Below are 22,363 nucleotides of genomic sequence, written 5' to 3' on the forward strand. Positions count from 1 at the left end.
GCCCGCGGTGCCCGCACCCGCTGCGCCCTCGCCCGGGCCGTCGGCCCCGGGGGCCGCGGCGGGACCGGCTCCCGCGGTGCCGTCCGGGGGCGTGCCGGGGACGGCCTGCGCACGCCGCCCGCCCCGGCGACCGCCGGCGCCGGATTCCGCACCGCGGCCGGTGCCCGCTGCTTCCTCCGCGGTCGTCACCCGCGCCCCCTCCTTCTCCCTCGTCCTCGACTTCGTCCGTCGGCCTCGTCCGTCGACGCCGTCCGTGGGCCTCGTCCGTCAGCAAAGGCGCCCCGGACGACGAGGTCCGGGGCGCCTGGTGCGGTGGGTCAGCCGAGCCTGGTGAGCTTCGCGCCGATCCCGGGCTCCTCAAGGTCCTTCTGGAGCGCGACCGGTACGGTCACCCGTCCTTCGCCCTCGCCGACGGTGAGACTGCCGACGACCGTGCCCTCGGCGGCGGAGCCCGGCAGGGCCTTCCCGCCGTCGTCGAGTTCGAGGTCGACGGTGAGGCCGCCCCAGCCGACGGGCTTCAGGTCCTCGGTCGCCACGACGGGCGTCCGGCCGCCGAGTCCGTCGTCGACGTGGCCGACGACCTGGCCCTTCGCCACGACGGTCTGCGAGACCACGCCGTCCTGCGCCTTCTTGATGAGGTCGTAGCTGTACGTCTCGATGGCCAGCTTCGTCTTGAGGTGCAGCTGCTGCGGGCTCTTGACGCCCATGACGACACCGAGGATCCGGCGCAGCTTGCCGTCGACCTTCGTGTACGCGGCCCACAGCAGGTTTCCGCCCGCCGGCGTGGAGGTGCCGGTCTTGATGCCGGCGACTCCGCCCTTCAGCAGGATCCTGTTGCCGTTGTGCAGGGTCTGTCCGATCTGCGGCAGGGTGATCTGCGGCAGGTCGACGATCTCGCGGAACACCTTGTCCTGCATGGCCGCCTTCGCCAGCTTCAGCTGGTCGAGGGGGGTGGAGACGGTCGTCTTCTCGAAGCCGCTGGGGTCGGTGTAGACGGTGTCCTTCATGCCGAGTTCCTTGGCGGCGTCGTTCATCTTCTTGAGGAACGCCTCCTCGGAGCCCGCGTCCCAACGGGCCAGCAGGTGCGCCACGTTGTTCGCGGACTGCACCATCAGCAACTGGAGCAGCTCGCCCTGGGTGTAGACCTGGCCCTCCTTCACGGGCGCGACCGACCAGTCGGGGTTGCTCGCCTGCTCCTCGGTCAGCTTGTCGATCTCTATCTTCGGCCCGCCGTCCTTGTCCTTCAGCGGGCGGTCCTTGAGGATCACGTAGGCGGTCATCGCCTTGGCGACACTGGCCGTGGGCTGCGGCTCCTGCGGGCCGTAGGTGCCGATCATGCCGACGCCCTCGACCTCGACGGCGCCCTGCCCCTCCCCCGGCCACGGCATGTCGAGCGTGCCGCCCTGGAAGGTGTACGACTCCTCCGCGGAGAGCCGCAGGGTCGGCTCCGGGAGCGGCCGCAGCATCTGCACGGTCGCAAAGATGATCAGTACCAGCAGGACGAGCGGGGTCCAGATCTTGAACCGGCGGGCCGTCGTGCGCAGCAGGGTGTCCGGCGGCGGCGGGGTGTTCGTCAGCTCGGCCAGCAGGTCGAGCGGCGGCAGCGGCGGCATCGGCTGCTGCTTGGTCCGCTCGGCCTCGGTCAGCGACGCCGGGGTGGGCACGTTCGCGGTGACGGACGCGGCGGAGGACTCCGCCGGAGCCTCCGGGACGGCGGTGTCGGCGGCACGGTCGGCGGCCGCGGTCCCGGCGGCGGGCTTCCCGCCCCGTGCGTCACCGGGACGCAGCGGAACGAACCGGCTCGTCCGCTCCGCGTCCCCGTCGGTGTCGGCGGCGGCCCACTTGGGCGCGGCCTTGGCGGGGGCGGCCTTGGCGGGCGCGGACTCGGCGGAGGGGGGTGCGGCGCCTGCGGGCGAGGGCTTGGAGGGGACCTTGCCGGCAGACGCGGTGCCGGAGGGCGCGGCATCGGAGGCGGCCGCCTTGGCCGGCGCCGTCCTGCCGGGTTCGGCCCGGTCCGTGCCGGCGGGCTGCGCCTCGGACGGCTCGCCCTTCACGCGGGCCGGCTCCGAACCGGGCGTCACGGCCTTGAACACTGCAGTGGGCTGGTCCGCCTCGGGGCGCGGCCGGGGGCGGTTCTGGAAGGCCTGGAAGACCGCGGTGGGCTGGTCCACGGCCCGGGAAGGCCCCTTGCCGCCCGTCTCGGCACCCTGACGGTCGGGCTCCGCGCCCCCGGGCTTCGCAGGAGCGTCGGCGTCCTTGGCGTCCTTGGCGGCGTTGGTGTCCTTGGCGGCGGCCGTCTCGCCTTCAGACTCGCCAGATGTACGCGACTTATCGGCCGTTTCGCCCTCTTCAGGCATGTCGGGCCTTCCGACCGGGCCCCGCTCACCGGCTGCGTCTACCGCATCAGGCGCGCCTGCACCCTCACGCGCTTCCGCACGATCGGCCGCGCCCGCCCGATCGGCCGCGCCCGCACGCTCAGTCACGTCCGCACGCTCAGCCACGTCAGCCTCGCCGGATGCGTCGGTTCCTGCGGCGTTCCTGCCGCTTCGGGCACGCTCGACCGACGGGCGCAGGTGGAGCGTGCCGCCGGACGCGGCCGCCCGGTCCGTCGCCCCGGCCCGTCCGGCATCCGCCGGGCCGGCACCGGGCTCGGCGTCGCGGTCGGACCGCAGCCCTCCGGGCCTGCCGGGGCCTGCGGGCGCTCCGGGGGCCTCCGGGCCTGCCGCCGTGGACGCGGCGGGCCCGGCCGCTCCGGGTGCCTCGCCCGAGGCTGCCTCGCCCGAGGACGCGCGGCCAGGGCTCACGGACGGTTCGTCCGAGGGCTCGGGGTCCGGCACCGGCGCCCGGAACACCGCCGTGGGCCGGTCACCCGCCGGCAGTCCCGCGGCGGTCGACACCCCGAGCCGGGGGTCGCGCCGTCCGGCAGAGCCGTCCGCAGCCGTCTCCCCCGGTGACCTCCGCTGCTCCGACTTGTCGGGGGACTCGCCCGCCACCGTGCCTCCTCAACCAACGCCTTGTCCGAACCGTGTACCAGTGTCCTGTGTGAGCACATGGCCACCCGTGCAAGACGAGAACGACATACCTACTGGTTCCCGCACGAAGCACCCAGGCACTCTCGACAGATGAATGTGAGAGGGGTCACCCTGTCATTCATCCACGCGGGGAGGCATGGATGGGCAGGAGCCGCAGAACACTTCCGGAGGAGCTTCTGCTGCTCGCTCTGGACCCGACAACGGGTACCACAGCGCAGCCGCAGTCGCTCGACCTCGGCCTCGCCGGAGCACAGCTAGTGGAGCTGGCTCTGGCAGGACGGATAGCCCCTGACGGGGATCGTATCGCCGTGGTGATGCCACGGCCGACTGGAGATCCGACACTGGACTCCGCACTGGAGCTGCTGCGCAGGCGCGGCAGTCCGGTACGGGCCGTCCACTGGATAGGCGGGCCCCGGCTGGGGCTGCGCCAGACGTACCTCTCGCACCTGGAGCGCTGCGGCATGGTCCACGCCGTGGAGGGCCAGATGTGCGGGGTGCTGCCGACGACGCGCTACCAGGCGACGGACACGGCGATCAGCCGGGAGATCAGGGCCCGGCTGGACAGTGCGATCCGCACCGGCGTCCCGCCGGACCCGCGGACCGCCGCGCTCGCCGCGCTCGCGCACGCCGTCGGGCTCGGCAAGCACCTCTACCCGGGGAACGAAGGACGCTCGTCGCGTTCCCGCCTCCGGGACCTGATCAGGCACGACCCCATGGGCGGCCTCGTGGCGCACGCCGTGCTGGACGTCCAGAACGGTGCGGCCGCACCGCCGCGCCGGGCCGCCGCCCCCGGTGGCGCCGGTCCGCAGTCCCCCGGCGCGCCCCTGCGGTCGCCGTCGCGCCGGCCCGGGTCCATGGCCCGCGTCGCCGCACGCTGAGCGTCCCGCAGGACACGGGCGTCACACCCGTCGCACAACCGCACGCCCGCCGTACCGACGTCCCCACCAGGCCCGGTTCGGGAGCCGCATGAGCGCGCGGGGCGGCCTCACAGGCCGTTCCGCGCGTTCGCGATCGCTCACCCGTGTGGCAATTCTCCAGCGCCGCACGCCCTTTGGTGGCAGTCTGCTGAGCGGTAGATACGCAGAGCAACGCCCGCGACAGAGCAGGCAGCCGGAGGTGCAGTTCCCGTGGCGTCGAACGTCAACCCCACCGTCAGGCGGCGCAGACTGGGCATGGAGCTCCGCCGGCTGCGAGAACAGAAGGGCATGACGGCGGAGGAGGTGGCGGAGCGCCTGCTGGTCTCCCAGTCCAAGATCAGCCGACTGGAGAACGGGCGCCGCTCCATCAGCCAGCGCGACGTCCGCGACCTGTGCGAGGTGTACGAGGTCGAGGACCGCCGCATGGTGGACTCGCTGATGCAGATGGCCAAGGACTCCCGCCAGCAGGGCTGGTGGCACGCCTTCGGAGACATCCCGTACAGCGTCTACATCGGCCTGGAGACGGACGCGGCGTCGCTGCGCGTGTACGAGCCGCAGATCGTGCCGGGACTGCTGCAGACCCGGGCGTACGCGGAGGCGGTGATCACCGGGGCGCTGCCGGAGGCGCCGGCGGCCGACATCGAGAAGCGGGTGAACGTCCGCACCCGGCGCCAGGACCGCATCAAGGACACGGACAAGCCGCTGCGGCTGTGGGCGGTGATCGACGAGTCGGCGCTGCGGCGGGTGGTCGGCACGCCGCAGGTGATGGTGGACCAGTTGGAGTCGCTGATCGAGCAGTCGCACCTGCCGCACGTCACGGTGCAGGTCCTGCCGTTCGAGATGGGCGCGCACCCCGGGATCAGCGGGCACTACGCCATCCTGGAGTTCCCGGACGCGACCGACTCGTCGGTCGTCTACATCGAGGGCGTCACCAGCGACCTGTACCTGGAGAAGCCGAACGACGTGCAGCGCTACAGCCTCATGTACGAGTACCTGCGCGCCCAGGCCCTGGGTGTCGAGCAGACCCGGCAGTTCCTCGCCAAGGTCGCGAAGGAGCACGCGGAGGCGGCGCGCTGAGCGGTGCGGGGCCCGCGGTCCCTCATGCGAGGGTTTGCCGGATTCGGCCGATCCGCTGACAGGAAAGCCGGCACAGTACACCGCTGCCGGTTCACAGCGGAAGCCGTACCGGCATATGCCATCCGGTCGAGTGAACGACCGTCCCGCGAGCGGAGGTCGGCGAGTAGCGTCGATCACGCCAGCCTCCGGGTTGGCGTGACTCCTACCAGCCCGAATCAGCCAGAACCGGGAGCGAAAGCACATGGCCATCACTCAGGGCGCCACCGACACCTGGACGAAGTCCTCCTACTCCGGCGGCAACGGCGCATGCGTCGAGGTCAAGTCCCCTGTCGTCGCCTCCATCGCGGTCCGCGACTCCAAGGTCCCGGCCGGTCCGTCGATCACGTTCGTCGCGGACGCGTGGAACGCGTTCGTCCGTGATGTGGGCGCCCAGTCACACTGAAGCCCCGCGCCTCCCCGCGCCGCCGTAGAGCCCTCTCGACTGGTCGCCGTCCCGGCCGAGGGGGCTCGGCTCATTCCCGGCACCCCGAGCCCGGCCTTCCCCCCGGCGCCTCCGGAGGCAGCCCCCTCCTCCTTCAGCACTTCCGAGGCGGCTCCTTCCCCGCGGGACGCGTCGGAGCAGCCCCTTCTTCACGCCCCCCTCGTCGTCGCAGCGCCTTCGGGACGGCCCTTGGCCGTTGCTTTCCCGGCCTTTTCTGCGAACTTGGTCGACATACCGGTCAGTACCCGGCAGGGTGACCTGTGAGCGGCACCACCGGTCCAGCCTCCCCTTCCTGCCCGGACCGGCCGTGCCGCCCCGCTACCGCGGATAGCGCGCCAGCCAGCCCGGCGACGCGGCCGTCGGGCCGTGCAGTGCGGGACCCTGCGTCATCTCCATCGCGAAGTCGTCGGCCGTCTCCAGGACCGTGGACCGCCCTTCCAGTTCGGCGAGCCAGGCGGGTGGCAGTGCCGTCTCCCCGTGCAGGACCCCCAGCAGCCCGCCCGTCAGCGCCCCGGTGAGCTGCGAGGGCCCGTCGTGGTTCACTGCCAGCCGCAGACCGTGCCGTACGTCCTCGCCGACCTGGGCGCAGTACAGCGCGATGGCCAGCGCGTCCGCGGCGGCCTCGCCGTCCGTGTCGCCCAGCGCCGCGATCCGGTCCGGTGACGGCGCACCCTGCCGTACGGCCGCGAGGGCCTGGTCCATGGCTGCGATCACCGGTTCGTGACCGGGGCGCGGCGCCAGTTGGGCGGCCGCTCCGCGGACGGCGGTGGCGATGTCCTGGCCGCGGGCCATCCCGTGCACCACGACGGCGTACGCCCCGGCCGCGAGGTACGCCTCGGGGTGGCCGTGCGTCTGGGCGGCGCACTCCACGGCCAGCTGGCACACCAGGTGCGGCTCCCAGCCGACGAGCAGCCCGAAGGGGGCCGAGCGGGCGAGGGCGCCGGCGTCCCGGGCGGCGGGGTTCTTCGGCCGGTCGAGGGTGCCGAGGACGTCGTCGCCGAGCCCGGTCAGCGTGGCGCTGTCGGGGCCGCGGCGGGAGTACAGCCACTCCTGGGCCGCGAGCCATCCGTTGTCCTTGCGCCGCTCGTCGGGTCCCCAGTCCCGCTGGGTGGCGGCCCAGCGCAGGTAGGCGCGGTGCAGGTCGGTGGGCGGGTGCCAGGAGCCCGTGTCGCGCCGCACGTGGGCCCGGATCAGCCCGTCGACGGTGAACAGGGCGAGTTGTGTGACGGAGGTGACGGCGCCCCGGCGCCCGTGGGCGGGGGCGAGGTCGGTGAGCCCGTCGGCCCCGTGCGCGGCGCGGATGGACTCCACGGCCAGGTGCGCCACGCCCGCCCCGAGGGCGTCGCCGATCGCGGTGCCGAGCAGGCAGCCCCGTACGCGGGACCGGTAGTCCTGCTGCTCGGCACGGCCCCACACTGCCGCCGTGGTACTCACCGCAGGCCCTCCACGAGGTAGCTCCGCCCAGCACTGCTCCGACCAGCACTGTAATCGAACGGATCCTGCCCGACGGGGGGTTCAGCGCAGCAGTCGCAGCACCAGGAGGCCGCCGGCCCCGGGGAGGAGCGAGCACCAGCGGGCGGCGGCCGTCGCCCGTGGTCCTGCGGCGAAGGTGAGGGCGACCACCGCGAGATACGCGGCTCCGTGCACCGGGCCGCCGAGCGAGGTGACGGGCCCGGCGTGCACGGTGACCAGGTTCAGCAGGAGCACCAGCAGTGAGGCCGCCTCGACCGCGGCGGCCAGGCGCAGGGACCGCGGCGGGGGCTGGGGGCGGGGCCGGGTGGGGCCCAGGAGCCCGGGGCGGGGGCGGGGGTGCGGGTGGGGCTGCGGCACCGCGTTCACGCTCCGGTCGTCGAGCCGGGGCGGACGATCATGAGGACCACCACGACCGCCCACAGCAGGTTGAAGATGCCCGTGACCATGCCCAGCCGGGCCAGGGCAGGCCGGGGCAGGTCCTGCTCACCGCCCTCGGCCCGGGCCAGCAGGCGGCTCTGGGCCGGCAGGACGACCAGGCCGAGGAGGAGCGCGGCGGCGACGGTCAGCGCCATCGACACGACGAGCCAGGCGTCCGTGAGGACGCCCAGCTGCGCGCCGGTGGCGATGCCGAAGACCGGGACGACGACACCGGCGACGGCGTACCCCCGGCACACCCGGTGCAGGAACACCGCCACCTTCACCGACTCCCGCACATAGCGCGGGAACACCGAGGCCGCCACGGCGATCGAGCCCACCGCCAGGATGGCGGCGAGGACATGGACGGACAGCAGGAACTTGGTCACGGCAGGGCTCCCCCACGCGATGATGTGTTGGCTGCCAATAGATAGCACGCCTACGGTTCAATTAGGTAGGCTGCCTACCTATGAGGGCAGATGCGGTACGCGGCCACCTGGACGGGCTCCTGCTGGCCGTGCTCGAACCGGGACCGCTGCACGGCTACGCGATCATCGCGGCCGTCCAGCGGCGCAGCGACGGTGCGCTGGAACTGCGCACCGGGACCATCTATCCGGCGCTTCAGCGCCTGGAGCGGACCGGCCTGCTGCGCAGCAGCTGGGACACCTTCGCCGGCGAGCGGCGCCGCCGCAGCTACGAGCTGACGGACGCGGGCCGCCGCAGCCTGGCCGACGAGCGGACCTCCTGGCAGGAGTTCACCCGCGCGATCGGCTCGGTGCTGAACCCGGACGCGCCCGCGTCGCCGGGCCTCGCGACGTGAACACCGAGCGGTTCGCCGCCGACCTGTCCGGCGCCCTGCACGGCCCGGCCCGGGCCAAGGCCCGCCTGGTCGACGAGGTGCGCGCGGGTCTGGACGACACCGTGGCCGCCTACGAGGAGGCGGGCCTGACGGCCGGGCAGGCCGCCGCAGCCGCTCTACGGGACTTCGGCACGCCCCGCGAGCTGGCGCCCGCCCTCCAGGCGGAGCTGACCATCGCGCAGGCGCGCAGCACCGCCCGCACGGCCGGCCTCACCGTGCCGTTCGCCGCCGTGTGCTGGCTGCACGTGCGGCTCATGGACGGTGGGGGCCACGCGGCCGTGCCCTTCCTCACCGCCCATCTGGCGGCCGTCGCCGTCGTCGCCTCCCTGCTCGCCGCGGGGACCCTGGCCGCGACCGGTCCGCTCGCCCGGCGCCTGCCGACGCCGCACCGGCTGCCGCTGGCGGTGGCCTGGACGGGCACGGCCGCCAGCCTCGCCCTGGCCGTCGCCGCGCTGTGCCTCGCCGTGCTGGCGGTGCCGGCCGCCGACTGGGGGGCGGCCGCGGGAGCGGGCGCCCTGGCCTTCGCGGCCCACGCGGTCACCGCACGCTCGGCCCGCGCCTGCCGCGTGTGCGCCCGGCTGTCCGCCTCCTCCTGACGGCGCGCCCACGCGGCCGGCGTGTCCGTCAGTCGGTCACCAGGGGCAGCAGCTGCGGCAGGTGTCCGTCCGAGGCCGCGGCGGCCGCCCGGCGCTCCTCCGGCACCTCCCCGTAGAGGGTCGTCCGGGGCCGGGCGGGCCGGCCCGCCGCCTCCGCTATCGCGACGAGGTCCAGGACGGACTTGTACGAGCCGTAACCCGACCCGGCCATCCGCGAGATGGTCTCCTCCATGAGCGTGCCGCCCAGGTCGTTCGCGCCGGAGCGCAGCATCTCCGCGGCCCCTTCGGCACCCAGCTTCACCCAGCTCGTCTGGATGTTCCTGATGTGCGGGTGGAGCAGGAGCCGCGCCATGGCCGTCACGGCGCGGTTGTCCCGCACGGTCGGCCCGGGACGGGCGATGCCCGCGAGGTACACGGGCGCGTTGGTGTGGACGAACGGCAGTGTCACGAACTCCGTGAACCCGCCGGTCTCCTGCTGGACGCGCGCGAGGGTGCGCAGGTGGCCCAGCCAGTGCCGGGGCTGGTCGACGTGGCCGTACATCATCGTCGACGACGACCGTATGCCCAGTGCGTGTGCCGTCTTCACCACGTCGATCCACGTCGCGGCGGGCAGTTTGCCCTTGGTGAGGATCCACCGCACCTCGTCGTCGAGGATCTCCGCCGCCGTGCCGGGGATGGAGTCGAGTCCCGCTTCCTTGGCGGCGCTCAGCCAGTCCCGCACCGTGAGGCCGGTGCGCGCGGCGCCGTTGACGATCTCCATGGGCGAGAAGGCGTGCACGTGGATGCCCGGGACGCGCCGCTTCACCGCCCGCACGATGTCGGCGTACGCGGTGCCGGGCAGGTCCGGGTGGATGCCGCCCTGCATGCACACCTCCACCGCGCCGACCTCCCACGCCTGCGCGGCGCGGTCCGCGACCTGCTCCACGGACAGGGTGTAGGCGTCGGCGTCGGTCCTGCGCTGCGCGAAGGCGCAGAAACGGCAGCCGGTGTAGCAGACGTTGGTGAAGTTGATGTTGCGGGTGACGATGTAGGTGACGTCGTCGCCGACGGCTGATTTCCGTACGGAGTCGGCGACGCCGCACAGGGCGTCGAGGGCGGGGCCGTCGGCGTGCAGGAGCGTGAGCGCCTGGGTGTCGGTGAGCCGCTCGGGGTCGTCGGCGGCGACGGCCAGCGCGGCCCGCACGTCGGCGGCGATCCGCTCCGGCGCGGAGCCCGGCCCGGCGCCTCCCGGACCCCGGTGTCCGTCCCCGGGACCGCCCGCCGCGTCTCCCGTCGCATCGCCCGCCGGGCTGCCCGTGTTGTCGCCCGCCGGACCGCCCGTGGCGGCTTCGGCGGCTTCGCGCAGGGCGTCCCAGTCCCCGTAGACGGAGTCGAAGTCGTCGCGCCGGTCGGTGGTGCGCCCTTCGGTGTCGATGGTGCGGTGCAGGTCCGTGCGGCCGCCGGGAGCGGGGAACGCCTCGTCCGGCTCCTGCCACGGCAGCCCCCGGGGCGCGGCGCCCTCCCGTGCGAGTCCCGTCTCGGGGTCGGCGAGCGCGGCGACGTGCGGCCGCAGCCTCGGGTCCAGCCACGGTTCGCCGCGCCGCACGAACTCGGGGTAGACGCAGAGCCGTTCCCGCAGGGTGAAGCCGGCCGCGGCCGACTGCTCGGCGAGCCGCTCGATCTGCGGCCAGGGCCGCTCCGGGTTGACGTGGTCGATGGTGAGCGGGGAGACCCCGCCCCAGTCGTCGACGCCCGCGCCGATCAGCCGCCCGTACTCGCCGTCGACGAGGTTCGGCGGGGCCTGGAGGCAGGCGGACGGCCCCAGGATGTGCCGCGCCACGGCCACGGTGGCGACGAGGTCGTCGAGTTCGGCGTCCGGCATCCCGCGCATCGCCGTGTCCGGCTTGGCGCGGAAGTTCTGGATGATGAGCTCCTGGATGCCGTGGTAGGCGCGGGAGACGCGGCGCAGCGCGAACAGCGACTCGGCGCGCTCCTCGTACGTCTCCCCGATGCCGATGAGCAGCCCGCTGGTGAACGGCACCGACGTGCGGCCCGCGTCTTCCAGCACCCGCAGCCGCACGGCGGGTTCCTTGTCGGGGGAGCCGTGGTGGGGCTGTCCGGGCTCGCTCCACAGCCGTTCCGCGGTGGTCTCCAGCATCATGCCCATGGAGGGCGCGACGGGCTTCAGCCGCTGGAAGTCCGTCCACGACAGGACCCCGGGGTTGAGGTGGGGCAGCAGCCCGGTCTCCTCCAGGATGCGGATCGAGATCGCCCGGACGTAGGCGAGGGTGTCGTCGTAGCCGTGCGCGTCCAGCCACTCCCGTGCCTCGGGCCACCGGTCCTCCGGCTTGTCCCCGAGCGTGACCAGCGCTTCCTTGCAGCCCAGTGCGGCGCCCTTCCGGGCGACGTCCAGCACCTCGTCGGGCGACATGAACATCCCGTGCCCGTCGCGGCGCAGCCGGCCGGGGACCGTCGCGAAGGTGCAGTAGTGGCACCGGTCCCGGCACAGCCGGGTGAGGGGCACGAACACGCTCTTCGAGTACGTGATGACCCCGGGGCGCCCGGCCGCCGCCAGCCCCGCGTCCCGGATCCGCGCGGCCGACGCGGCGAGCGCGTCCAGGTGGGCGCCGCGCGCCTGGAGCAGCACGGCGGCCTCGGAGACGTCGAGCGCGACACCGTCCCTGGCGCGTCTCAGCGCGCGGCGCAGCGCGTTCTCGGTGGGCCGGTCCTGGGGTCCTGTGGAGGTCACCCCCCGAGCATACGAGCGGGCCCCGGGCACCCGACCGGGGTCAGAGGTACTGCCCGTACTCATCCAGCACCCCCAGGACCTCCGCCTCACCCGCGGGCGGGAGCTGCACGACGACCTCGTCCACGCCCAGTTCCGCGAAGCGCGCGAGCTTGCCCGGGGTGGGGCGCACGGCGTACGGCACGACCTGGAGGTCCTTGGGGTCCCGCCCGGCCCGCTCCCACGCCTCCCTCAACTGCGGCACGGTCTCCGTCAGTCCGCTGCCGCCGATGGGCAGCCAGCCGTCCGCGTACGCGGCGATGTCCGCGAAGAGCCGGGGCCCGGCGGAGCCCCCGACGAGGATCCGCGGCGCTCCGCCCCGGACCGGCTTGGGGTGGGCGAAGGACGCGGCCACGGAGGCGAACTCGCCCTCGTGCGCCCGAGGTTCCCCGTCCCACAGGGCGCGCATGAGCGCCATGTGGTCGCGGACGCGGGCCCGGCGGGTGCGCCACTCCACGCCGTGGTCGGCGGCCTCCTCCCGGTTCCAGCCGAACCCGACGCCGAGCGTGAACCGGCCGCCGGACAGGTGGTCGAGCGTGGCGACCTGCTTGGCCAGGTCGATCGGGTCGTGCTGCGCGACCAGGGTGATCCCGGTGCCCAGGGCGAGCCGCTCGGTGACGGCGGCGGCCTGCGCCAGCGCCGCGAACGGGTCGAGGGTGCGCCCGTACTCCCTGGGCAGCTCGCCGCCCGCCGGATAGGGGGTGGTCCGCTCCACGGGGATGTGGGTGTGCTCGGGCACGTACAGCCCGGCGAACCCGCGCTGCTCCAGCTCGCGGGCGAGCCGGACGGGGCTGATGGCCTCGTCCGTGAGGAAGATGGTGGTGGCGATACGCATGTGTCCCCTCCCGCTGTCACGGCCCGGCAGCACTGCCTGCTGCCCGGCCCCTTGTTCCCGTTCCCGACTGCCTGCGTTCCGGCCCGTCACCGACGGGCTGAGCCTGCTCACGACTGCCCGGCCCATGACTGCCGGGCCCTCGCTGGGCCGGTGGCGGAACCATCCCTGCCCCGACTCTCCCCTTCCTGACCGGACAACGTGCGACCGTCGCCGAGGATTTCCCCATCCCGACACTCGTTCGAGTGAATCGGCCACCGCGGCGGCACTCTGGCCTACGCTCGCAGGGCCACGTCGGAAGGACCCCAGCCATGCCCCCCGAGCCCCGCACCCCCGCGCACGTCCCCGGCTCCGGCCCCCGGTCGGTGGACCGCGCCCTGGAGATCCTCGACGCCGTCGCCGACGCGGCCGGCCCCGTGGCGGCGAGGGCCCTGGCGCGGCAGCTCGGCTGCTCCCTGTCCACCGTCTACCACCTGCTCGGCCCGCTGACGGCACGCGGCCACGTCGTGCGGACGCCCGGCGGCGGGTACGCGCCCGGACCGCGCGCGGCGGCCCTGCACCGCTCCTTCCAGCGGCACGTGGGCTACGCCCCGGGCGTCGCGGAGGCGCTGGGCAGGCTGCGCCGGGCCTGCGGCGCTGAGGCGTACTTCACGGCGTACCGGGACGGCCACATCACCGTCGTGGACTCGACGGCCCCGGTCGCGAACACCGCCCATCCCTTCACCCCGGGCCCGGACCCCCGCGCCCACGCGACCGCCCACGGCAAGGTCCTGCTGTCCGGCCTCGGCCGGGCGGCCCGCCGCCGCTACCTCACCGACCACGGCATGGCCCGCTTCACGCCCCGCACGATCACGGACACCGACCGCTTCGAGGCGGAGATGTGCCGGATCCGGGCCGCCGGCGGCCTCGCCCTGTCGGTGGGCGAGGCGGACCCGGCGTACACGTGCCTGGCGGTGCGGCTGCCGGGCCCGGCCGACGGCACGGCGCTGCACGCGCTGTCGGTCTCCTTCCCGACCGCCGACCTCGCGCACCGCCGCAGTGCGCTGCGGGACGCACTGCGGGCGGCGGCGGCCGGTTTTCCGACGCTGCCGGAACAGTAGGCACGTCGTCTTGCGGCGCGCGGCGCGCCCTCCCACCCTGGGGCCCATGATTTTCATCGCTGTCCGCTTCACCGTCCGTCCCGAGTACCGCGACCAGTGGCTGACCCTGGTCGACGACTTCACCCGCGCCACGCGCGCGGAGCCGGGCAACCTGTTCTTCGACTGGTCCCGCGACGTGGAGAACCCGGACCGCTTCGTCCTGCTGGAGGCGTTCGCGGACGCGGAGGCGGGCGCGGCGCACGTGGCGGCGCCTCACTTCAAGGCGGGCCTGGACGCGATGGCGACCGCGATCGCGTCGACTCCCGAGATCACCAACGTGGACATCCCGGATGCCCAGGGCTGGGGTGCGATGGCGGAGCTGACGCCGCAGGCGTAGCCCCCCGCCGCGGGGCGGACCGCCCGCCGAGCGGTACGGGGGGCCGCTCGGCGGGTGGCGCGTGCCGCGTAGCTCCGTGGGTCGGATCAGGCTGGACTGCGGGTGCCCTCAGGCTCCGAGGTCGTCACCGCGGACCGCCGTGACGAACGAGGCCCACGCGCGGGACGTGAAGGACAGCGGGGCGCGGTCGGGGTCCTTGCTGTCGCGGACGGGAACGGAGTGGGGGATGTTGTCGGCGACTTCGAGGCAGTTGCCGCCGTCAGGGTTGCTGTAGCTGGACTTGCGCCAGTGTGTAGCGCTCACATCTCCATGGGGGCGGACATGGGATTTCCTCCAGGACTCGCTGTACGAACTCCACCGACTGGTGCGGGGGAAGGGCGTGGTCGCGGAGTTGATCGTAACGTTGCAGCAGTTCCTCGATCCTTTCGGCGTCCTCGACCAGTTCCCCGCCGTAACCAGTCTCCACCCAGGCGACCGTCATGCCATCGGGCATGCGCAGAAACGCTCTATCGGTGTTGGGCATCTCGTGCTCTCCGGCCGAGAACGGCAGCACCAGCACGGTGACGTTCCACCATGTAGCCACCTCGACCAGGTGAGCCAACTGCTCGCGCCACGCACCCTGGTCCCGAAGCCCCCGACGAAGCACCGACTCATCAAGAATGGCGCGATACTTCGGCGCCTCGTCACGGGTGAGCAACCTGTGACGGCTGAGACGGGCTTCCACCTGCTGATCACGGCCCCTACCGGGCGCCATACCGCCCGCCGCGAACATCCGGTGGGCGTACTCCCTCGTCTGGAACAAGCCCGGCACTACACATGGGGAGTACTGGTGGATGCTCATGGCCTGGGCTTCCAGCTTCATGTAGCGGCGGTACCGCGCCTTGAACTGCGGCGTATCCGCGACGGCCAGGTCCCAGAGCGTCAGCAGCACCCCGGAGGTGCCGTAGTGCTGATCCAGTGCCTTGGCCACGTCCTCGCTGCCCAGGGTGGCGCCCTTCTCCATCTTCCCGAACAGCGACCAGTCCCAGCCCAGCGCCCTGCCCAGGTCGCGGAGGCTGTCCCCGCGCTGGTCCCGCAGCGACCTCAGCTCCTCGGCGAAACGGATGCGCGGCTCCTGGCTTCGGCCATTAACCCCGTGGTGCAGATCCATGCAGCCCCCTTTGTGGAACATGTGGAAGCACTCCTGTCAGGCGTTGAAGGGCGTTCGCGCCACACCAACTCCTCCCGGCATCCAAGGGCATGCTCGTCACGCCAAGCACACCCAGCGTAGTCATTGTGGGTTGCGTCACACCCACATGGCGGAACGGAGGACGCCCATGTACGCGAAGTTCACGGAGGTCATGGACGCGCGGGACGCGCTCGCGGGCGCACTGCGCCAGGCCGGCATCCAATTGCCCGCGCTGGACATCCGCGTCACGGGGCGGGCGGACGACCCGGGGTACGGGCTCATCGAACTCGGCGTCTGCGCCGCGCCCGTGGCACACGCACTGGCCGCGGTGATCAGGCGGGGTGCGGCGACGTGAGCCGGGCCCCGTGGTGGCGGTGGCGGAAGTCCGCACGGGCGGAGGGTGCGCCCCTCCCACCGCCACGGCCACCGGAACGGCGCGGGGTCGAGGAGCCCCCGCGGTCGTACCTCTCTTCGTTCGTGGGCGGGCACCTCGGGTACGGGATCACCCACGACATCCCCCAAGGGCCGCGGCAGACGCCACCGGTCGCGTGACCTCCCGGACGGCGCCCCGTCAGATGTGGGCCCGCACCTGGCTGACCGGGCGCCGGGCCACGAAGCCGGCCGGCCTCACTGGCCGTGCGCCTCAACGGCCGCCGCGGGCCTCGGTCTCGTAGCGCTTCGCCCGGGCGTCCCAGAGCTTGATCGCGCCGACGCCGCCGACCACCATCGCGCCGCCGATGAGGCTCTGGCGGACGGGGGCCTCCTGGTCGCGGGTCTTCATCTCCTCGTACGTCCTGCTCTCACCCGAGTTGAGCGAGCGGCACACCGTGCCCGGCGTCATGGTGGTCCTGCCGCACTTCGGCTCGCCGCCCCGCGACGCCAGGCCGATCAGGCCGACCAGCAGGAAGATCGCCCCGCCGAACGCGGCCAGCACTCCGAGCCCGATGACGAACCCTCCTCCGCGCGGCACCCTGGCCTGGCCCGGAGCCGTGGCGGGGGTCCGGGCCGCGCCGCCCGGTCCACCCCCGGGCGCCCCGCCCGCGTGGTCGCCGCCGGGCAGGCAGGCCCGCAGCCAGGCGGTGTCCAGGCCGGCACCTTCCGGGCTCAGGCCCCCCGTGTCGAGCTGCTCCAGCGTGCCGTCGGCCCGGAGCGCGGCGATCCGCAGGGCCGACAGGTTCCGCCGCGGCCACACCGCGACCGCGACCACCACCCGCTGACCGCCGGACCGCACGGCTTCGAGCGTGTGGACGGCGCACTCCGCCTCCATCGCCTCCAGCAGGAGCCGGGTCGACTGCTGCGAGCCGCGGAAACCGTTCTGCAGGGCGTCGGCGGTCACGGAGCCGACCATCTCGGGGCGGGGCGGGCGGTAGGCCCGGATCGTCTCGGGCACCCCGCCCCGCTCGCGCAGGGCCGCGCATGCCTCGGTGAAGGCTTCGCGTAGGAAGCGTTCCAGGTGTTCGAGCGGTTCGGGTTCCGGGGCGTGACCTGTCATGGGCCCGAGTGTGGCGCATCAGGGCCCCAGAGTTGAAGTTTTTTCTAGAAAGGTTCTCTACTTCACAGCCACTCCCCCGCCCGCGCCTGCCGCGGGGCCGCCCGCCGGGCGGCTCAGTCGTTGACCGCCGTCAGCAGGAACGCCACATCGGTCACCGCCACGAGGCTGTGCCGCTCCTGCGGGACCAGGTACAGGTCGCCGTTGGTCAGCTCGATCTCCTCCGCGGCCGTCCGCAGCTTCACGACCCCGCGCAGCACCTGGAGCGACGCGGCCGGTGGCGCGTTGTGCTCGTCGAGCTTGGTTCCCGCGGTGAGCGCGATGACCGTCTGGCGCAGCGGCTGCTGCCGCAGCAGCAGGTTGGCGCTGCGGCCGTGCTCGCTGCGGTGGGCGGCGACCAGGTGTTCCTCGGCGATGGCGTAGAGGTCGTACATAGGGCCCAGCCTGCACCGGCGGCAGCGGGAGCGCATGTCGGCCCGCGCCCGCCGCCCGCTCCGGCCGGTGCGCCGCAGCGGGCCCCCGCCACCGGTACGCCTGCCGTGCGTCCGCACCCGCACCCGCCGCCCCTGCCGGGCAGCCGTCGGGCTGCCCGGACATGCGGACGGCCGTGCGGTCGGGGCTGGTCACCCCGGCCGCACGGCCGTACCGACGACTCGGTGGAGGAGAAGGGAGTGGGGAGGAGGCGGCCCGGCGGGGGCTCGGCTCAGTCCTGGACGACGAGCGCCGGGGTCTCCTTCGTCAGCACCTCGCCCCGGAAGAACGCGGGGCTGCGCCGCTGCATCCAGAACATGAGCACCGCGCCCAGCAGGAGCAGCCCGACACCGATGACGAAGACGGAGCCGACGCCGAAGACCGCCGAGCCGCTGCCGTAGGCCGGGTCCCACATGTCCTTCAGGGTCTGCAGGAAGACGGCCGTCAGCATCAGGCCGCCGAGGCCCGGCAGGATGCCCTTGACGAACAGGTCGCGGGTCGAGCGGCGCAGGTCGCCGCGGAAGTACCAGACGCAGGCGAAGGCGGTGATCGCGTAGTAGAAGCAGATCATCAGGCCGAGCGCGTAGATGGTGTCGACCAGGACGTTCTCGCTGACCAGGGTCATGACCGAGTAGAAGACGCCGGTGGCGACTCCCGCGACGACCGTGGCGCGGCCGGGCGTCTTGTGGACGGGGTGCACCTTCGCGAAGGCCGGCGGGAACGCCTCGTACGTCGACATCGCGAGGGCGGTGCGGGCGACCGGGATGAAGGTGGTCTGGAGGCTGGCGGCGGCGGAGGCCAGGACGGCCGTGAAGAGCAGGATGCCGAGGCCCGAGCCCATGACGGGCGCGGCGAGCGCGGCGAAGACGTTGTCGGAGGTGTCGGGGTTGCCGAGGCCGAGGCCCTCCTCGCCGATGCCGGCGTACATCTGCACGGCGATGGCGACCATCAGGTACGACGAGACGATGACGACGATCGCGAGCAGCGCGGCGCGGCCGGGGGTGCGGGCGCTGCCGGTGGTCTCCTCGTTCACGGACAGGCAGGTGTCCCAGCCCCAGTAGATGAAGATCGAGAGGGAGAGGCCGGCGGTGAAGGCGGCGAAGGACTCCACCTCGAAGGGGTTCATCCAGGACCAGGAGAAGGAGAGCGACCCGGCGACCTCCCCGGCCTTCGCCACGGCCATGACGGCGAACAGCACGATGACGGCGAGCTGGAGGCCCACGAGGGCGTACTGGAGCCACTTGGTGGCGGTGATGCCGCGGTAGCTGACGACGGTGGCGGCGGCCACGAACGCCAGGGTGGTGACGATGTGGACGGCCTTGTTCCCGTCGAGGGCGGCGATGTCCGGGTTGCCGGTGATCTCGCCGAGCGTGAGCCAGAAGAAGGACGTGGCGACACCGGCGAGGTTCGACAGGACCACCACCGTGGCCACCAGCAGGCCCCAGCCGCACATCCAGCCGACCTTGGGGCCGAACGCCTTGAAGGACCAGGTGAAGGACGTGCCGCAGTCCGGGACGGACCTGTTGAGCTCGCGGTACGCGAAGGCCACGAGCAGCATGGGGAGGAAGCCGGCCAGGAAGATGGCGGGCATCTGGAGTCCGACCTCGCCGACCGTGGGGCCGAGGGTCGAGGTCAGACAGTAGACGGGGGCCACGGTCGAGACGCCGATGACGGCGCCGCCCATCAGCCCGACGGAGTTCCCGCCGAGGCCCTTCGCGCGGACTCCACCGCCGGATCCGCCCGTCGTCGGGGCGTTCCTTACCGTGTCTCCGGCCTGGGGCCGGGCTTCCACCTGAGTCATGAAGAGGAAGGTAGGCGCTGCGGTTTCCACATCCGGAGGAAAGCGCTCCGGACTTCCCCCCTTCGTTCTTGGGGGACGAAACGGTCGTCGGGCATGGAATGAAAGATCGGTTTTCTCTTCAATCAAGCAAACAGGGAACCCGACAGGCGGTGTTCGATATACGGGAACCGAAGGTGTGCCCGTTTTGCCGGCTTTAAAAATTTCCCGTGCTTGTTTTCCGGGTGTTCGTCCCGCGTTCACGGGGGCCGGTCCCCGGGCGCCGGACCCGCCGGGCCTGCCCCGCTCATCCCCCCTGCGGACCGTGGCACGGCCGTGGCGCAGGGGGCGTCGTGCGCGGACCGGTCGTCCGTGAGGACGCCGGTCCCCTTCCGGCGGTCGGCGCCCCCGTCGGGGACTCACCCCCTCCCTGAGGCGTGCGCCTCCCCGGTCCTATCCCAGCAGGGCGTAGACGGTGGACGCGCGGGCGGCGGCCTCCGTCTCCCCCTCCGCGGTCATGACCACGTCCGCGAAGGCCATCCGCCTGCCGAGCTTGGTGATCCGCGCCTCCACGAGGACGTCCGCCCCCACGACCGGGCGCTGGAAGGACGTGGACTGCTGGACCGTCGTCATCGGAACGTACGCCCCGCGGGCGCAGGACACCGCGACGACGGTCGCCGTGTCGGCGGCGGCCATCAGCGCCTGGCCCGACAGTGCGCCGCCCTCCCGGGCCAGGTCGTCCGACCAGGGCAGCCGCAGCACGGCGTGGCGTTCGCCCGCCTCCTCCACGGACAGGCCGAGTGCGAGCACCCAGGCGGCGAAGTTGTCGGCGAGGATCTTGTCGGCTTCGGCGAGCGTGAGCGTCATGGACCGATGGTGGCGCGCCACGGCCCGCGCCACCAGAAGGCCTGCCCAGCACGAGGCCGACGCGGTGAGGCGCCCGGCCCACCGCACGACCGGCACCCGACCGGCACACGGGACCGCCCGGCCCACCGCACGAACGGCAGGAGGACAGGCCCACGGGCACGGCGGCGGGGGAGGAGGAGGCGGGACGGCGCCCGCCGGGGCGCCGGCCCGGCGGACACGCCGGCCCGCCCGGCCCACCGGGCGGGCCGTCCGCCTTCGGAGGGCCGACCGGGCGGGAAGCCCACGCTGCTGCGCGTCCCGGCCCGCCGGAAGCACCCGGCTCGGCTCGCCGCAGGCCCGACCGGTCGGCCGAGGGCCGCGCCGCACCGGGGGCCGGGCCCCACCGGCGCCGGGGCGCACCGGCGTCAGGGCTCGCGCGCGGAAGGCGGGAGCCGCCCCGCGGGCGGTCAAGGCCGCCGCGTCCTGCGGCTTCAGCCGCGGGGCACCAGGTCGCCCGGGTCGGTGTTGGCCCCGCAGACCACGACCGCGACCCGCTCGCCCTCGGCCGGCTCGTACACGCGCAGACCGGCCAGCGCGGCCCCGGCGGCGTGCTCGACGGCGAGCCGGTGCTCGTCCCACAGCTCCTGCCGGGCCCGCACGATGTCCGCGTCCGGGACGAGGACCGAGCACACGTCGTACTCCTGGGCGGCGTACAGCGCCAGCGGGGTGACACGGCGGGCGCCGAGCGAGTCGGCGGCGACGGAGGCCACCGGCACGTCCACGACCTCCCCCGCCGCGAGGGCCGCGTGCAGGGCGCGGCAGTCCTCCGGTTCCACGGCGACGACCCGCACGCCGTGCTCGTGCGCGGCCGTGGCGACCCCGGCGAAGAGGCCGCCGCCCCCGACGGCCACGACGACCGTGTCCAGTCCGGGAAGCCGCTGGTGCAGCTCCTCCATGAGGGTGCCCGCGCCGGCCGCGATGAGCGGGTGGTCGTACGCGTGCGAGGCCAGCGCCCCCGACTCCTCGGCGAAGGCCCGGCACGCCTCCGCCGCCTCGGCGTACTCGCTGCCGACGAGCCGCACGTCCGCGTCGTACGCCCGGAGCCGGCCCACCTTGACGGCGGGAGCGTTCGCCGGCAGGAACACGGTGGCGCGCACTCCCTGCTCACGGGCGGCCCAGGCGCAGGCGAGCCCGGCGTTGCCGCCCGAGGCGATGGTGACCCCGGCGTCGGGCAGCGTCCCGGCCTCCCGGTGGGCCCGCACGAAGTTCGCGGCGCCGCGGGCCTTGAACGTGCCGGTGTGCTGGAGCATCTCCAGAGCCAGCCAGGTGTCGCCGTCCGCCGGCGCCACCACCAGGGGCCGCACCCGGCCGGACACGCGCCGCGCGGCGGCGGTGACGTCCTCGTACGTGAGGTGGATCATGCTTCGACGATACGCCGACGGCACCGGGGTCTCCCACCGCCGCCCCGCCCCCTCACGACCACACCACCGGTCGGCCCGTCGACGTGAGGCCCAGGAAGAACGCGAAGGCGATCCGGCGGCCCGGACCGGGCGCGTTCGGCTCCACGGCGTGGAAGTTGGCGGGGTTGAAGAGGAGGGCGTCGCCCAGGTGCGGCGGCAGGTCGACCCGCTGGCGGTCCGCGACGGCGGCGGGGGCGTAGCCGTACGCCTCGCGGTGGTGCTCGTCCGGGGGCTCCCAGCGGTGGCGCCACACCGCGGTGGCGCCACCGGAGTCCGCGACGCTCACGTACAGGTTGAAGGCGAGCTGGGCCAGCACGTCCTGGTCGAAGAGGCCGTCGGTGAACTCGCGGTTGATGTCGTCGTAGTGCATGAGCAGCCCCGCGTTGATCTCCCGCAGGGTGCCACCGAAGACGGGGCGGCCGTCCACCGTGGCGGGGGCCACGGCCGCGCCCCAGGCCGCGCCGAGGCGGTCCAGGGAGTACGCCACGGGGTCGAGGCCCAGGTCGGCGGTGCGGTTCCACCGGCGCCACTCCATGCGGGCGGACTCGGCGTCGGGCCAGTACCGGTCCGCGTCGAGCCGGCCGTCGGGGAGGCGGTAGTCGTTGAGGGCCGGACCGAAGCGGAGGACCGGCGTCGGCACCCGGGCCGGGTCGTACGGAGCGGTGGGGAGGCGGCCCAGCGCCTCGGCCACGGCACGGCACGTCGGGGCGTCCAGGAAGCCGGGGACGCGGACCGCGGCGAGCGTGCCGGCCGCGAGCCGCGACAGGTGGCGGTCGGTGAAGGCCGGGGCGTCCACGGCCCGGAAGAGCGGATCGCGCACGTCACCGTGCGCGGGAGCGGCGGTACGGCCTGCGAGGGTCATGGCGCACCTCCTCCGGTCGTCCTGGCGGGCCAGGGCGTTCGGTCGTGCGGAGCGTCGCGCGCGCCTTTCGACGGTACGCCGCGGGCCGTGGGGCCGCACGCCGGAGGCGGGGCGGGGTGCCCGTGGGCCCGGGGAGCCGCGGGCCGCGCGGCGGTGGCCGTGGCACCCGCGTGCCGCAGTGCGCCCGCGGGGCTCCGAGGAGCGGCATGCCGGGCAACGGGCCCGGCCGCGGCACCCCGGCGGCGCGGACGGGGGGCGGCACCCGGCGGAGGCGCCGGCCTGCGGTGGCACCAGGGGCGATCGCACAGGCGGCACCCGGCCGCGGCAGCAGGCGCGAAGACGGCCGCCGGGGCAACGGCGCGAGCGGCA

At 73.8% G+C, this 22,363-nt stretch carries 22 protein-coding genes and 1 pseudogene; 8 read left to right on the top strand and 15 right to left on the bottom strand.

Features of this window, described 5'->3' with window-relative positions; translation table 11 throughout:
• Positions 1 to 189 (bottom strand): annotated as a pseudogene (locus BJP40_RS35035) (hypothetical protein); the annotation flags it as partial.
• Positions 190 to 317: 128 nt separating this feature from the next.
• Positions 318 to 2,357, bottom strand: coding sequence for a serine hydrolase (locus BJP40_RS26170; RefSeq protein ID WP_226962599.1), 2,040 nt, complete (start codon positions 2,355 to 2,357; stop codon positions 318 to 320).
• 815 nt (positions 2,358 to 3,172) lie between these two features.
• On the opposite strand from BJP40_RS26170, the gene BJP40_RS26175 reads away from it, so the two are divergent.
• The 3 genes from BJP40_RS26175 (at position 3,173) to BJP40_RS26185 (ending at position 5,468) form a co-directional block, all read left to right on the top strand.
• Entirely contained in the window at positions 3,173 to 3,910 is a 738-nt protein-coding gene (locus BJP40_RS26175) for a GPP34 family phosphoprotein (protein ID WP_071268897.1), read from the top strand.
• Between the two features lie 249 nt (positions 3,911 to 4,159).
• A complete protein-coding gene (locus tag BJP40_RS26180; RefSeq protein WP_071282902.1) occupies positions 4,160 to 5,026 on the top strand; it encodes a helix-turn-helix transcriptional regulator in 867 nt (288 codons plus the stop codon).
• A 241-nt stretch (positions 5,027 to 5,267) separates the two neighbouring features.
• Positions 5,268 to 5,468, top strand: coding sequence for a DUF397 domain-containing protein (locus tag BJP40_RS26185; protein ID WP_071268895.1), 201 nt, complete (start codon positions 5,268 to 5,270; stop codon positions 5,466 to 5,468).
• A gap of 357 nt (positions 5,469 to 5,825) precedes the next feature.
• Here the strand turns inward: BJP40_RS26185 and BJP40_RS26190 are convergent, their stop codons facing one another.
• The 3 genes from BJP40_RS26190 to BJP40_RS26200 all read right to left on the bottom strand — a co-directional run bounded on the left by BJP40_RS26190 (position 5,826) and on the right by BJP40_RS26200 (position 7,783).
• Complete coding sequence (locus BJP40_RS26190; protein WP_071282904.1) at positions 5,826 to 6,941, bottom strand: ADP-ribosylglycohydrolase family protein; 1,116 nt, start codon at positions 6,939 to 6,941, stop codon at positions 5,826 to 5,828.
• An 81-nt stretch (positions 6,942 to 7,022) separates the two neighbouring features.
• Positions 7,023 to 7,337, bottom strand: coding sequence for a DUF3817 domain-containing protein (locus BJP40_RS26195; protein WP_371258696.1), 315 nt, complete (start codon positions 7,335 to 7,337; stop codon positions 7,023 to 7,025).
• A gap of 5 nt (positions 7,338 to 7,342) precedes the next feature.
• A complete protein-coding gene (locus BJP40_RS26200; protein WP_071282905.1) occupies positions 7,343 to 7,783 on the bottom strand; it encodes a DUF2269 family protein in 441 nt (146 codons plus the stop codon).
• A gap of 80 nt (positions 7,784 to 7,863) precedes the next feature.
• Between BJP40_RS26200 and BJP40_RS26205 the strand changes: the two genes are divergently transcribed.
• Both BJP40_RS26205 and BJP40_RS26210 read left to right on the top strand, forming a co-directional pair.
• On the top strand, positions 7,864 to 8,214 hold the full coding sequence (locus tag BJP40_RS26205) for a PadR family transcriptional regulator (protein WP_071282907.1): 351 nt from the start codon (positions 7,864 to 7,866) through the stop codon (positions 8,212 to 8,214).
• Entirely contained in the window at positions 8,211 to 8,849 is a 639-nt protein-coding gene (locus tag BJP40_RS26210) for a permease prefix domain 1-containing protein (RefSeq protein WP_071282909.1), read from the top strand. The genes BJP40_RS26205 and BJP40_RS26210 overlap by 4 nt, the downstream gene beginning before the upstream one ends.
• Positions 8,850 to 8,877: 28 nt before the next feature.
• Here the strand turns inward: BJP40_RS26210 and BJP40_RS26215 are convergent, their stop codons facing one another.
• Positions 8,878 to 11,640 (bottom strand): bifunctional FO biosynthesis protein CofGH, encoded by a 2,763-nt coding sequence (locus tag BJP40_RS26215; protein ID WP_079171482.1) that lies wholly within the window; start codon positions 11,638 to 11,640, stop codon positions 8,878 to 8,880.
• Positions 11,618 to 12,448 (bottom strand): LLM class F420-dependent oxidoreductase, encoded by an 831-nt coding sequence (locus tag BJP40_RS26220; RefSeq protein ID WP_071282913.1) that lies wholly within the window; start codon positions 12,446 to 12,448, stop codon positions 11,618 to 11,620. Before BJP40_RS26220 ends, BJP40_RS26215 begins: the two co-directional genes overlap by 23 nt.
• Positions 12,449 to 12,756: 308 nt before the next feature.
• Between BJP40_RS26220 and BJP40_RS26225 the strand changes: the two genes are divergently transcribed.
• Together BJP40_RS26225 and BJP40_RS26230 are read left to right on the top strand one after the other, a co-directional pair.
• Positions 12,757 to 13,545: an IclR family transcriptional regulator gene (locus BJP40_RS26225; protein WP_071282915.1), complete on the top strand. Its 789-nt coding sequence runs from the start codon at positions 12,757 to 12,759 to the stop codon at positions 13,543 to 13,545.
• Between the two features lie 46 nt (positions 13,546 to 13,591).
• A complete protein-coding gene (locus BJP40_RS26230) occupies positions 13,592 to 13,921 on the top strand; it encodes a putative quinol monooxygenase (protein WP_071282916.1) in 330 nt (109 codons plus the stop codon).
• Between the two features lie 108 nt (positions 13,922 to 14,029).
• Here BJP40_RS26230 and BJP40_RS32350 read toward each other — a convergent pair whose 3' ends face one another.
• Together BJP40_RS32350 and BJP40_RS26235 are read right to left on the bottom strand one after the other, a co-directional pair.
• A complete protein-coding gene (locus BJP40_RS32350; protein WP_079171483.1) occupies positions 14,030 to 14,224 on the bottom strand; it encodes a DUF397 domain-containing protein in 195 nt (64 codons plus the stop codon).
• The gene (locus tag BJP40_RS26235; RefSeq protein WP_071282930.1) at positions 14,181 to 15,071 is read right to left on the bottom strand and encodes a helix-turn-helix transcriptional regulator; all 891 of its coding nucleotides are present in this window, start codon (positions 15,069 to 15,071) and stop codon (positions 14,181 to 14,183) included. Before BJP40_RS26235 ends, BJP40_RS32350 begins: the two co-directional genes overlap by 44 nt.
• Positions 15,072 to 15,237: 166 nt before the next feature.
• Here BJP40_RS26235 and BJP40_RS26240 point away from each other — a divergent pair, with 166 nt between their 5' ends.
• A complete protein-coding gene (locus tag BJP40_RS26240) occupies positions 15,238 to 15,444 on the top strand; it encodes a hypothetical protein (protein WP_107408136.1) in 207 nt (68 codons plus the stop codon).
• A gap of 288 nt (positions 15,445 to 15,732) precedes the next feature.
• Here BJP40_RS26240 and BJP40_RS26245 read toward each other — a convergent pair whose 3' ends face one another.
• The 6 genes from BJP40_RS26245 to BJP40_RS26270 all read right to left on the bottom strand — a co-directional run bounded on the left by BJP40_RS26245 (position 15,733) and on the right by BJP40_RS26270 (position 21,994).
• The gene (locus tag BJP40_RS26245) at positions 15,733 to 16,581 is read right to left on the bottom strand and encodes a hypothetical protein (RefSeq protein ID WP_071282917.1); all 849 of its coding nucleotides are present in this window, start codon (positions 16,579 to 16,581) and stop codon (positions 15,733 to 15,735) included.
• Between the two features lie 113 nt (positions 16,582 to 16,694).
• The gene (locus tag BJP40_RS26250; RefSeq protein ID WP_071274851.1) at positions 16,695 to 17,012 is read right to left on the bottom strand and encodes a cupin; all 318 of its coding nucleotides are present in this window, start codon (positions 17,010 to 17,012) and stop codon (positions 16,695 to 16,697) included.
• 269 nt (positions 17,013 to 17,281) lie between these two features.
• The gene (locus tag BJP40_RS26255; protein WP_071282918.1) at positions 17,282 to 18,850 is read right to left on the bottom strand and encodes an APC family permease; all 1,569 of its coding nucleotides are present in this window, start codon (positions 18,848 to 18,850) and stop codon (positions 17,282 to 17,284) included.
• A gap of 429 nt (positions 18,851 to 19,279) precedes the next feature.
• Positions 19,280 to 19,693, bottom strand: coding sequence for a PaaI family thioesterase (locus BJP40_RS26260; RefSeq protein WP_071274863.1), 414 nt, complete (start codon positions 19,691 to 19,693; stop codon positions 19,280 to 19,282).
• A gap of 470 nt (positions 19,694 to 20,163) precedes the next feature.
• Entirely contained in the window at positions 20,164 to 21,093 is a 930-nt protein-coding gene (locus tag BJP40_RS26265; RefSeq protein ID WP_071282920.1) for a serine/threonine dehydratase, read from the bottom strand.
• 52 nt (positions 21,094 to 21,145) lie between these two features.
• Positions 21,146 to 21,994, bottom strand: a complete 849-nt coding sequence (locus tag BJP40_RS26270; RefSeq protein WP_071282922.1) for a hypothetical protein — start codon at positions 21,992 to 21,994, stop codon at positions 21,146 to 21,148.
• Positions 21,995 to 22,363: the final 369 nt, after the last annotated feature.

The sequence above is a fragment of the Streptomyces sp. CC53 genome, from assembly GCF_001865245.1.
In the GTDB taxonomy this organism is placed as follows: Bacteria; Actinomycetota; Actinomycetes; order Streptomycetales; family Streptomycetaceae; genus Streptomyces.